Source organism: Leucobacter sp. GX24907, assembly GCF_053567335.1.
The window spans coordinates 259,542-270,686 of record NZ_JBSGPD010000001.1; the positions used below are offsets into that span (position 1 = coordinate 259,542).

The 11,145-nt window shown below is 67.8% G+C and carries 8 protein-coding genes; 4 read left to right on the plus strand and 4 right to left on the minus strand.

Going from position 1 to position 11,145, the window contains the following annotated elements; all coding sequences use genetic code 11:
* The first annotated feature begins 71 nt into the window (after positions 1-71).
* A complete protein-coding gene (locus ACUYV6_RS01325) occupies positions 72-1,463 on the plus strand; it encodes a DUF2130 domain-containing protein (protein ID WP_449276846.1) in 1,392 nt (463 codons plus the stop codon).
* An 11-nt stretch (positions 1,464-1,474) separates the two neighbouring features.
* On the opposite strand, the gene dcd is transcribed toward ACUYV6_RS01325, so the two are convergent.
* Positions 1,475-2,080 (minus strand): dCTP deaminase, encoded by a 606-nt coding sequence (gene dcd / locus ACUYV6_RS01330; RefSeq protein ID WP_449276847.1) that lies wholly within the window; start codon positions 2,078-2,080, stop codon positions 1,475-1,477.
* Between the two features lie 72 nt (positions 2,081-2,152).
* Positions 2,153-2,854, minus strand: coding sequence for a TetR/AcrR family transcriptional regulator (locus ACUYV6_RS01335; protein ID WP_449276848.1), 702 nt, complete (start codon positions 2,852-2,854; stop codon positions 2,153-2,155).
* Between the two features lie 167 nt (positions 2,855-3,021).
* Between ACUYV6_RS01335 and ACUYV6_RS01340 the strand changes: the two genes are divergently transcribed.
* The 3 genes from ACUYV6_RS01340 to ACUYV6_RS01350 are packed head-to-tail and all read left to right on the plus strand — an operon-like array spanning position 3,022 to position 9,223.
* Positions 3,022-5,943, plus strand: coding sequence for an MMPL family transporter (locus ACUYV6_RS01340; RefSeq protein ID WP_449276849.1), 2,922 nt, complete (start codon positions 3,022-3,024; stop codon positions 5,941-5,943).
* Entirely contained in the window at positions 5,940-8,207 is a 2,268-nt protein-coding gene (locus ACUYV6_RS01345; protein ID WP_449276850.1) for a YhgE/Pip domain-containing protein, read from the plus strand. The genes ACUYV6_RS01340 and ACUYV6_RS01345 overlap by 4 nt, the downstream gene beginning before the upstream one ends.
* Positions 8,208-8,254: 47 nt before the next feature.
* Positions 8,255-9,223, plus strand: coding sequence for a quinone oxidoreductase family protein (locus tag ACUYV6_RS01350; protein ID WP_449276851.1), 969 nt, complete (start codon positions 8,255-8,257; stop codon positions 9,221-9,223).
* Between the two features lie 14 nt (positions 9,224-9,237).
* On the opposite strand, the gene ACUYV6_RS01355 is transcribed toward ACUYV6_RS01350, so the two are convergent.
* Both ACUYV6_RS01355 and ACUYV6_RS01360 read right to left on the minus strand, forming a co-directional pair.
* The gene (locus ACUYV6_RS01355; protein WP_449276852.1) at positions 9,238-10,179 is read right to left on the minus strand and encodes an ankyrin repeat domain-containing protein; all 942 of its coding nucleotides are present in this window, start codon (positions 10,177-10,179) and stop codon (positions 9,238-9,240) included.
* Positions 10,176-10,976, minus strand: coding sequence for an ankyrin repeat domain-containing protein (locus ACUYV6_RS01360; RefSeq protein ID WP_449276853.1), 801 nt, complete (start codon positions 10,974-10,976; stop codon positions 10,176-10,178). The genes ACUYV6_RS01355 and ACUYV6_RS01360 overlap by 4 nt, the downstream gene beginning before the upstream one ends.
* Positions 10,977-11,145: the final 169 nt, after the last annotated feature.

The window sequence follows — 11,145 nt, forward strand, 5'->3', positions numbered from 1 at the left end:
ACGGCGTTGTGGAAACCCCACGGATTCAGTGACGGCAGCGGAATGTCGGTCGCGGGGAATAGCCTTTTCGTATGCACGACATCAAGTGCCCGCACTGCGGGAAATCGTTCACCGTCGATGAAGCCGGGTATGCAGAGATCGTCAGGCAGGTTCGCGACAGCGAGTTCGAGAAACAACTGCACGATCGGCTCGAGTTGGCCGAGCACGAGAAACGGCAGGCCGTCGAGCTGGCCGAGACGAAGGCCGCGAGTGAGCGCGAGCGCGCCGCCGCGACGAAAGATGCCGAGATCCAGAACCTGACTGCGAAGCTGCAGGCGCAAGAAACGGCGCGAAAGCTCGCCGTGGCGGAAGCGCTGGGCACTGTGGAGAGGGAGCGTGACGCTCTGCTCAGCCGGCTCGAGACGGCGAAACGCGAGCAGCAGTCGGCAATCGAGCTTGCCGAGTCGAAGCTGGTCGCAGAGCGGCATCAGACCGTGGCAGAGAAAGACGCGGAGATCCAGCAGTTGCGTGCCCGGCTGGAGTCGACTGAGACGGCGAAGAAGCTCGAGCTCGCCGAAGCGGTCGGCACCGTTGCGAAAGAGCGCGACGAGCTGAAGGGCAGCCTCGAGAAGGCGGAGCTCGAGAAGCAACTCGCCGAGCAGTCGTTGAAAGAGCGCTACGAGATTCAGATCAAGGATCGTGAGAGCGAGATCGAGCGTCTGCAAGACATGAAGGCGCGGCTCTCGACCAAGATGCTCGGCGAGACTCTCGAGCAGCACTGCGAGATCACGTTCAATCAGATTCGACCCACCGCGTTTCCGCACGCCTACTTCGAGAAAGACAATGACGCGAGCGGTGGCACCAAGGGCGATTACATCTTCCGCGACCGCAACGAGGCGGGCATCGAGATCGTCTCGATCATGTTCGAGATGAAGAACGAGGCCGACGGCACGGCCAGCAAGAAGAGGAACGAGGATTTCTTCAAGAAGCTCGACAAAGACCGGCAGGAGAAGGGTTGCGAGTACGCCGTGCTGGTCTCACTGCTCGAACCCGAGAACGAGCTCTACAACGGTGGCATCGTCGACGTGTCGCACCGGTTCCCGAAGATGTACGTGATCCGCCCGCAGTTCTTCATCCCGCTCATCACCCTGCTGCGCAATGCGGCGCTGAACTCGCTGAAGTACAAGACCGAACTCGAGCTGGTGAGGGCGCAGAACATCGACATCACCAACTTCGAAGACGATCTCGACAGGTTCAAGGACGCGTTCGGCCGCAACTACGACCTCGCCTCCCGCCAGTTCCAGGAGGCGATCAAGCGCATCGACACTTCGATCGCCGAGATGCAGAAGGTGAAAGACAACCTGCTGAAGTCCGAGAACAATTTGCGCCTCGCCAACGACAAGGCGCAGGGAGTCTCGATCAAGCGACTGACGCGCGGCAACCCCACGATGCAGGCGAAGTTCGCCGAACTCGAGGGTGAGTAGTTCCGAGGGGCTTACTCGCCGGGAGCACCCGCGTCCGTCGCCTTGACGTCGGCGCGGTGGAAGTTCAGGTGCGAGCGCGAAGCCGTCGGGCCGCGCTGCCCGAGATAGCGGGAGAAGGTGGCTCCCGAGCCGTAGGGGCGCTCGGCCGGCGACGACAGGCGGAAGAAGCAGAGCTGCCCGATCTTCATGCCGGGCCACAGGCGGATCGGCAGCGTGGCCACATTCGACAGCTCGAGCGTCACATGCCCTTCGAAGCCCGGATCGATGAAGCCGGCCGTGGAGTGGGTGAGTAGCCCCAGGCGTCCGAGCGAGCTCTTGCCTTCGAGGCGTGCCGCGAGGTCGTCGGCGAGGCCGACCTGCTCGTACGTCGACCCGAGCACGAACTCGCCGGGGTGCAGAATGAAGCCCTCTTCGGGGTCGACTTCAATGAGACGGGTGAGCTCCGGCTGCTCCTCGGCCGGGTCGATCACCGCGTACTTGTGGTTGTCGAAGAGGCGGAAGTAGCGGTCGAGGCGCACATCGACACTCGAGGGCTGCACCATCGAGGGGTCGCTCGGGGAGAGGGAGATTCGGCCCGAGGCGATTTCAGCGTTGATGTCGCGGTCTGAGAGCAGCACGGAACCAGTGTAGTGCGGCCCTCGCTCGAATGCGCGGTGCCCTGTCTCGGGCCCACGATCCTGAGATGGCCGCTAGGCGATCTCCTCGGTGATCGCGAAGAGCAGCTCCGCGATACGTCCGCCGAGTTCGTCGAATGACTGCTCGACGCTCGGGCCGCCCAGCATCGAGGCGCGCATCGCGTCTTCGTAGAGCGCCCCCAGTACGGGGAGGGCCCGCTCGACCGGGATGATGAAGCGACGCCCGGCCGCGGCAACGATGCGCTCGACAGGCTCTGCGATCCCCCGATAGAGGCTTTCCTTGAAGTCGAGCTGCTCGGCGAGCAGCGAGGGTTCCCGCTTCGCGAGCAGCAGCAGTTCCAACTCCAGTGTGAACCAGGTCTCGTGGTCTTCGGAGGGTGCCAGGAACTCCACCACATACTGCGCGATCTCCCGCGGAGAGAAGCCGGTCGCACACTCGCGCAATTGCGGTTCCAGCTCGTCGGCCTTCTCGGCGAGGCGGCGGGTCTGGTGGGCGAACTCGCGCTCCAGCAACGCGATGAAGAGCTGTTCCTTGGTTGTGAAGTTCGAGTAGAAGGCGCCGCGGGTGAAGCCGGCGCGCGCGCAGATCGCCTCGACCGAGGCGCCGCGCAGCCCCTCCGCGGCGAAGACTTCAGCGGCTGCGTCGAGCAGCCGCCCGCGGGTCTCGCGTCGCCGGGCGCTGGTCGATTCCACGTGAGGGTCGTCGGCAGCAGCGGCGCTGATCGCAGCGGCGTCCGAGGGAACCGTGGAAGACATGTCTCTATCATCCCACCCCGAGGCGACAGCTGTGGATGCAACATTCAGCGTGCTCCGAGCGACTGCGAATACATTGGTGTATCGAAATGGATGCATGAGTGTATCGGCCGCCATCGCGGTGCTTCTGCTCATGACTTCCGCACTCTCGACTTCTCTGGAAGGGCGTTATGTCTTCGCTGCTCCATGCGATCGGCCGCTGGGCGATTCGCGCGAGAATCCTGGTGCTTGCACTCTGGATCGCTGTGCTCGCGCTGCTCGGCGCCGGTGCGGTGTTCCTGGGCCAGGGTGCCAACGGCAGTATCTCGATCCCCGGCACTGAGTCCCAGGAAGCGCTCGACACGCTCAGTCGCACCTTCGGCGAGGTAAGTGGCACGAGCGCAACGATCATCGTGACCGGTGCGGAGGGCGATCGCGTCGACGATGCGCCTTACAGCTTGCTCATCGAGGACGCCACTGACGACCTCGAGGACGCGCGCGATGTCACCGCAGTGATGACGCCGTTCACGGAACCCGCGAGCGGCCTCGCCGATGATGCTTCGGCCGCCTTGATCACCATCCAGATCGAGGGAACTCTGGACAGCGTCTCCGATGAGACCGTTGCAAGCATCGAGCAGGCCACTGCAGAAATTGGTGAGGGGCTCCCGTCAGGAGCAGAAGTCTCTTACGGCGGTGAAGCCTTCAGCTCGTCGGTGCCCGGTGTGACCGCGACGGAGGCGATCGGCGTGCTCGTCGCGTTCGTCGTCCTGATCCTCACCCTCGGATCGCTCGTGGCAGCGGGCATGCCGCTCCTCATTGCATTGCTCGGTGTGGGAGTCTCGATCGCGGGAGTGTTCTTCGTGACCGCGTTCGTCGAGCTGACCTCGACGACACCTATGCTCGCGCTCATGCTGGGGCTCGCGGTCGGCATCGACTACACGCTCTTCATCGTGAGCCGGCACCAGGAACAGCTGAAGGCCGGTGTCGGTCTCAACGATTCGATCGCGCGCGCGAATGCGACCTCCGGATCCGCGGTCGTATTCGCGGGTCTCACCGTCGTCATCGCGCTTCTGGGATTGTCGGTGGCGGGCATCCCCTTCCTCACCGCACTCGGCGTCGCAGCTGCCGTTGCCGTCGCGATCGCGGTAGTCATCGCGATCACTCTGACCCCGGCCGTGCTCGCCATGGTCGGCATGCGGATCCTGCCGAAGCGGCAGCGTCGCGCGCTCACCGCTGCCGCACCCGAGGTGGGCAACGCGGGCGGCACCGCTGCGAGCGACGCGGCCTCTGCGACGAGCGGCCCCAAGAGGTCAGCGCACGGTCCGTCTCGGGCCGACCGCTTCTTCGGCGGCTGGGTACGCACGGTCACCAAGCGGCCACTCGTGACGGTGGTCGCCGTGCTCGTCGCGCTCGGGATCGCGGCAGTGCCGGCGCTGCAACTGCGCCTCGCGCTGCCGAATGCGACCTCATTGCCCGCCGATGATCCTGCCCGCGTGACCTACGAGCTCACGGGTGAGCACTTCGGCGAGGGGTTCAACGGTCCCCTGCTGCTCACCGGCTCCATCATCTCGAGCGAGGATCCCCTCGGGCTCATGGACGATCTCGCCGATGAGGTGCGCGACGTTCCCGGAGTCGCCGACGTTCCGCTTGCGACGCCGAACCCCTCAGCCGACACCGGCATCATCCAGGTCGTTCCCGAGGAGGGGCCGCATGCCGAGAGCACGACGCAGCTCGTGCACGACTTGCGAGACAAGCACGACGAGTGGGAGCAGAAGTACGGGGTCAGTCTCGCGGTCACCGGCTTCACCGCCGTCGGCATCGACGTGTCGGAGATGCTGTTCGGCGCGCTGCTGCCGTTCGGCGTGCTGGTCGTCGGGCTCTCACTGATCCTCCTCGCCATGGTCTTCCGCTCGGTCTGGGTGCCGATCAAGGCAACGCTCGGTTACCTCCTCTCGGTCGGCGTAGCCTTCGGGGCGGTCGTCGCAGTGTTCCAGTGGGGGTGGCTCGACGGACCTCTGCACGTGCCCTCCGCGGGTCCGGTGCTGAGCTTCATGCCCATCATCTTGATGGGTGTGCTCTTCGGGCTGGCGATGGACTACGAAGTGTTCCTCGTGTCGCGCATACGCGAGGAGGTCGTGCACGGCGCCGACGCGCAGACCGCGATCGAGCGAGGCTTCGTCGGCTCCGCGAAGGTCGTCACCGCGGCCGCCGTGATCATGTTCGCCGTGTTCGCAGCCTTCGTGCCCGAAGGCGACCCCAGCATCAAGGTCATTGCGCTCGGCCTCGCCGTCGGTGTCTTCGTCGATGCGTTCGTCGTACGCATGACGCTCGTACCCGCGGTGCTCGCTCTGCTCGGCGACCGTGCTTGGCGCATGCCCGGCTGGCTCGACCGACTGCTCCCGTCGTTCGATGTCGAAGGCGAGGGCCTCGCACGCGAGATCGCGTACGCGGACTGGCCCAGTGACATGCCCGACGCGAGGATCGCGAGTGAGAACCTCGCCGTGGCAGGGGGAGCCGTAGTACCCGATCTGCGGGTCGGCTCCGGTGACGCGCTGTTGCTCGATCCGGACCCGACCGCCATCGATGCCACGCCCGACGCGCTCGCCGCAGTGCTGACCGGCCGCGCGCCGGTGACCGGGGGAACGCTCACCGTCACCGGACTGCTGATGCCCGAACGGGCGGCCGCCGTGCGCAGGCGGGCTGCGTGGGCCGATGCTGATTCGTTGCGCGCCGCGCTCTCCGACCGCCCGGACCTCGTGGTGCTCGACCTGCGCGACTTCGCGATACGCGCTGATGGCACCACGGTGCGCCGTGATGGTGCGCTCGGGCAGTCGAAGCTCGCCTCGCTCAGGTCGTCCCTCGAGTCACGGTCCGTGCTCACGGCACGCGGCGGGGCCCGACCACTCACGATCGTGGTGATCGGATCGGCCGAGGTTGCGACTGCGGTGCTGCCCGGCGGCACCCGGCTCGTGCGACCGAGCGAACGTGCTCAGCAATCGCGGTCGGCATCGTCTGATTCAGCATCGACCGCTTCGGGAGCGCCGGCCCCTGAAAGCACGGCATCAGAAACGACAGACACTCGCAGGCTCGAAACGATGGGAGCGGAACAATGAGCGGTTCACTGCAGCTTCTGCGCGCCGGCCGTGCCGGCACGACGCGGCGGGTGACCTGGCGCACCGTACTCGGGCTGGTGCTCGTGCCGCTGACCGTGGCCGGCGTGCTGCTGTGGGGGCTCTGGAACCCCGAGGAGCGCCTCGAAACCGTGACCGCGGCAGTGGTCAACCTTGACGAGCCGGTTGAGGTCGACGGGCAGACGGTTCCACTCGGGCGAGTGCTCGCCGCCGAGCTGATCGACGGCGGGTCTGATGACGAGGCCGAGAGCGGCGATGCCGACGGTGACGCGGGTGTCGGGGCCTCAGGTGACCTCGCCTCTGGTGGTGGCTCTGAAGATGACGCCGAGGACGACGGATCCCGCACCAACTTCGACTGGGTGCTCACCGACGCCGACGACGCCGCAGCCGGCCTCGACGACGGTCGCTACGCGAGCGTCGTGACGATCCCCGAGAACTTCTCAAGTGCAGCGACCTCGCTCTCGGACGGACCCGAATCGGCGGAGCGCGCCAACATCGATGTCGCTACGAGCGACCGGGGTCGCCTGCTCGATCCAGCACTCTCGGGCATCGTCACCCAGACCGCGACGACCGTGCTCAACCAGCAGCTCGGATCGCAGTTCGTCGGCAACATCTTCGTGGGCATGACCGAGCTGCAGAGCGGCATCAGCGACGCCGCTGATGGTGCGGACCAGCTCGCAGATGGCGGCAAGCAGCTCGCGACTGGCACGAAGCAGCTCGCCGACGGCACCACCGAGCTGCAGGCGGGTACGGAGCAGCTCGCCAGTGGCGCTGGAGAGCTCGCGAACGGGACCGGTGAGCTTTCGACCGGAGCGTCGGGGCTCTCATCGGGTGCCTCAGACCTGTCGACGGGCGCCGCGAGCCTCTCGACCGGTGTGAGCCGCTACGTCGACGGTGCGTCGCAGCTGTCGCAGTCGTACGACTCGCTCGAGCAGGGCACGATCGCTGCCGCGACCCAGCTGAAGGCCCTCGCCGGAGCGCTCGGGCAGCTGCAGGCGAACGTGGCGGTGCCGCAGGAGAACCTGCAGAACGGCTTGTCTGCCGTGCAGACCGGCACCGAGGGGCTCGCCGGAGATATTGCGACGTTGGCGGAGCAGTGCGGGGCCTCAGGGGCAACCGAAGAGTTCTGCGCCGACATGACGACGACGCTGCAGAATCGTGCCGGCGAGATCGGCGGGGGTGCCGCAACGGCCGGCACCGGTGCGGCCGGTCTGGGTCAGGCCCTGCAGGCGTTGCAGGACGCCGCGGCATCAGGTGGCGGTTCGGGCGGCGACCCCGCCGCCGAGCTCGACGCACTCATCGCGGGTGCGACGGAGTTCGGCTCCGGCCTCGACACCCTGGCCGAGCAGGGCAGCGCGCTCACGAGCGGCGCGTCCCAGCTGGCGGGCGGCGCCTCGCAGCTTTCGAGCGGAGCTTCCGAGCTGGCCGGGGGCGCCTCGCAACTGGCCGGAGGAGCTTCGCAGCTCTCTGCCGGCACCTCGGAGCTCGCGGCGAGCACCCCCGAGCTCGCGCAGGGCGCATCGCAGCTTGCAGACGGCGCGAAGCGCAGCCAGCAGGGTGCGGGGTCGCTTGCGCGTGGACTGCACGAAGCGACCGACGAGATCCCGGCATACTCCGAATCGGAGCGTGACCGCATGTCGGAGCTCGCAGTCGAACCCGTCGAGACGACGGGGTCGGGGGACGAGCTCTTCAACGCGGCCGGAGCCCCGCTCTTCGCAGGGATTGCACTGTGGGCGGGGGCGCTCGCGACCTTCCTGCTGCTGGCGCCGCTCTGGTCACGCACTCGTGAGGCAGCCCGTGGAGTCGCCGCGATCACGCTGCGCAGTGCGTTGCCGGCCGTCGCGATCGGCGGCGCCCAAGGGCTCATCGCCGGCGTCGTGATTCCGGGGCTACTCGGCTACGACCTGGGCCAAGGGGCGGCGTTCATCGGACTCGCCGTGCTCGCGGGAGCCGTGTTCGGGTTGCTCGTGCAGGGCCTGTCGGCACTGCTCCACGGATTCGGGCGCTTCATCGCCTTCGCGTTGCTCGTCATCGTCTTCGCCGTGGGTGTGGTCGCAACCGTGCCCACGCCGTTGCAGGCGATCGGCGATGCGAGCCCTGTCGGGGCCGTGCTCTCCGGCTTCCAGGCGATCGCCGTCGGCACGACGGGTGCGGGGGCTGCAGCCGCAGCGCTCATGCTCTGGGGCGCCGCGGGGCTGGTGCTCACGGGCTTCGCGGTGGCGCGAGCACGTCGCCAGGCGGGGTGACCCGGCCCTCCCACCGAAACGTGGGCGGAGGAGGCTACTCTCGAATCATGACGATACGTGCGATTGCGGCCGACCAGGCCGGTGGACCCGAGGTGCTCGAATTTCGCGAGATCGACGACCCGACGCCCGGTGCCGGCGAATTGCTCGTCGAGACCGCAGCGGTCGGCGTGAACTTCATCGAGACGTACCAGCGCACAGGGCTCTACCCGGTGTCGTTCCCGTTCACCCCGGGCGGGGAGGCCTCGGGCACGGTCGTGGCCGTGGGCGAGGGCGTGGATGGCTTCGCACCCGGTGATCGGATCATGACGGCGGAGGCGAGTCGCAGCTATGCCGAGCGCTTCACGGTATCTGCGCAGAAGGTTGCCCGAGTGCCCGAGAGCGTCGGGCTCGATGTCGCCGGCGCACTGCCGCTGCAGGGGCTCACCGCGCACTACCTGGCACATTCGGCGGCGAACCCGCAGGCGGGTGAGGCGGTTGTCGTGCACGCCGGCGCCGGCGGCGTCGGGCTGCTGCTCACTCAGCTGCTCACCGCCCGCGGCGTGCGGGTCTTCACAACGGTGTCGACGGCTGAGAAGCGTGAGCTCAGCCTCGCGGCCGGCGCCGAAGAAGTGCTGCGCTACGAGACCTTCGCCGCAAAGGCCCGCGAACTGACCGATGGCGCCGGCGTCTCGGTCGTGTACGACGGCGTGGGGCAGCGCACCTTCGATGACTCCCTCTCGGCGCTGCGCGTGCGCGGAGAAATGGTGCTCTTCGGTGCCGCGAGCGGGCCGGTGGCACCGTTCGACCCGCAGCGCCTCAACGCCGGCGGGTCGCTGTCGATCACTCGGCCTTCACTGGTGCACTTCTTGCTCACCCCCGAGGAGCGCCAGTGGCGCTACGGCGACCTGCTCGCCTCGCTCGAGAGCGGTGATCTCGATGTCAGAATCGGTGCGTGCTTCCCGCTCGCCGATGCGGCCGCTGCGCACACGGCCCTCGAGAGCCGTGCCACGACCGGCAAGGTGATCCTGGAGCCGTAAGCGAGGCGCGTCCGTCACTTCTCGAGAGCCCGCAGGAGCATGACCGTCGACGTGTGCCCGGCCTCCTCCGCGATCTCTCGCGGTGTGCGACCGCTTCCGTCCTGGCTTCCAGCGTCGGCACCAGCTCGCAGTGCCCGGGCGGCGGCGTCCGCGTCGCCCGACGCGGCGGCCTCGAACAGCGCTGCACCGGGGTCTGCGGGAGCGGCCTGCTCCATTGCTTCGAGCACCGCGATCTGACCCGGGAATCCCTTGCTCCGGGCCATCTGCAGTGGAGTCAAGCCCTCGGTGACCGAGGGGGTCGAGAGGTTGGCTCCTCCTGCTGCCAGCACGCGGAGAGTGGCTAGGTACATCGGGTCGTCGCGCCCGAACCAGACGGCTTCGTGGATGGCCTGGTAGCCGACTCGATTGACGTGGTCGACGGCGACGCCGCGGCTGATGAGCAGTCCGGCGACTTCCCAGTGCCCGCGCTCCGCCGCACGGATCAGCCCGGTGCCCTGCCAGCTGTCGAGGTCGTCGATTCGCGCGCCGTTGTCGAGTGCCAGACGGGCGAAGTCGGTTCTGCCCTCGCTCGTCGCGATTAAGAACGCGGACTGTTCGGTGCCGTCCTTCGCGTTGACGTCGGCACCCCACCGGATGAGCTGTTCGGCCTCTGCCAGGTCGCCTTCCCACGCTGCCCAACGGAGGCGGTCATCGAGGGTCTGCTGATCCAGGCCGGGGTTCTCGGGCTCGGGTTCGGACGCGGCTGCTGGCGGCGCGGGTACTGCCTCGGTCTCCGGAACCGGACCAGGCACGCTCTCGGTCTTCGGTCTCCCGGGGTCGTGCGCGGTGTTCTCGATGGACGATGCGCAGCCGGTGAGCCCGAGCAGCGCCACAATCAACACCGCCGCAAGCGCTACCCATGCGGTGAGCGCGTGCCTGCTGCGTTTCAACGGATGCCCGGCCGGGGTCGTCATCATCGGAGCGCCCGGTCGATCTCGGCGGCGACGCTCCACTGGCCGAGCGCGACGGCCAGATCGCGTGGCGGCGTCCCCTCGCCGTCGGGCAGCGACGGATCGGCTCCCGCGTCGAGCAGGGCACGTGTCGTGCGGACGTGATCCTGCCCGCCGTCGCCTCCCACGATCGTTTCGTGCAGGGCGGTCCAACCGAGGTCGTTGACGTGGTCGAGGGGCACGCCGGCATCGATGAGGATCTCCACAGTACTCACGTTCGCGTGCTCGGCTGCCGGGATCAGCGCGGTGCCGCCGAAGCGGTTCGTGGCAGTGAGGTCTGCGCCGTGCGCGAGCGTCGCGCGGAGGATCTCGTCGAACCCTTCCGCGCCGGCGTAGAGGAAGGCGGAATCCTCGATCCCGTCTTTCGCGTTCGGATCCGCGCCGGCGTCGAGCAGCAGCACGGCGAGCTTGGTCTGGCCCGCCTTTGTCGCGGCCACGAGCGGGGTGCGCCCCTCTCCATCCCGCTGCTCGAGCTCTGCTCCCGCGTCAATGGCTGCTTCGGCGGCAGGCACATCTCCGGAGGCGACCGCGGCCGTCAAGTCCGCCGTGGCACGCACCCGTTCCGCAGCGGTCGGGCCGGGTTCTGCGGGAGAGGGCTCTACGGGGGCGGCCTGCGGCGTCTGAGCCTCCCGGGGCTCGCCCGGAATGGAGGGCTCGGGGGCGCATGCCGTGAGGAGTAGTGCGCCGCCCATGAGCAGACCGCCGGTGAGCAGGGCGGCGGCGGAGGCGGAGTGACGGGCGGCGGTGACACGAATGGTGTGCATGGCGGCTCCTTCGAGAGGCTCTGTGTGCCCTCGCGGTTCGGAGGGTTCCTCGTGCTCTCAAGCATTCCGGCGGCGCGCCCGGCGCACATCGACGGTTCGGCTCCTCCCCGATCCATCGATCGGTTGAGGCGCAACGCGAGCGGGTGCACGATACTTGCGGTGATGCCTC

Coding starts and splice junctions, on each gene's coding strand:
- ACUYV6_RS01350 (WP_449276851.1), top strand. CDS start 8,255: ATGACGATACGTGCGATTGCGGCCGACCAGGCCGGTGGACCCGAGGTG.
- ACUYV6_RS01355 (WP_449276852.1), bottom strand. CDS start 10,179: ATGATGACGACCCCGGCCGGGCATCCGTTGAAACGCAGCAGGCACGCG.
- ACUYV6_RS01360 (WP_449276853.1), bottom strand. CDS start 10,976: ATGCACACCATTCGTGTCACCGCCGCCCGTCACTCCGCCTCCGCCGCC.
- ACUYV6_RS01335 (WP_449276848.1), bottom strand. CDS start 2,854: ATGTCTTCCACGGTTCCCTCGGACGCCGCTGCGATCAGCGCCGCTGCT.
- ACUYV6_RS01345 (WP_449276850.1), top strand. CDS start 5,940: ATGAGCGGTTCACTGCAGCTTCTGCGCGCCGGCCGTGCCGGCACGACG.
- ACUYV6_RS01340 (WP_449276849.1), top strand. CDS start 3,022: ATGTCTTCGCTGCTCCATGCGATCGGCCGCTGGGCGATTCGCGCGAGA.
- ACUYV6_RS01325 (WP_449276846.1), top strand. CDS start 72: ATGCACGACATCAAGTGCCCGCACTGCGGGAAATCGTTCACCGTCGAT.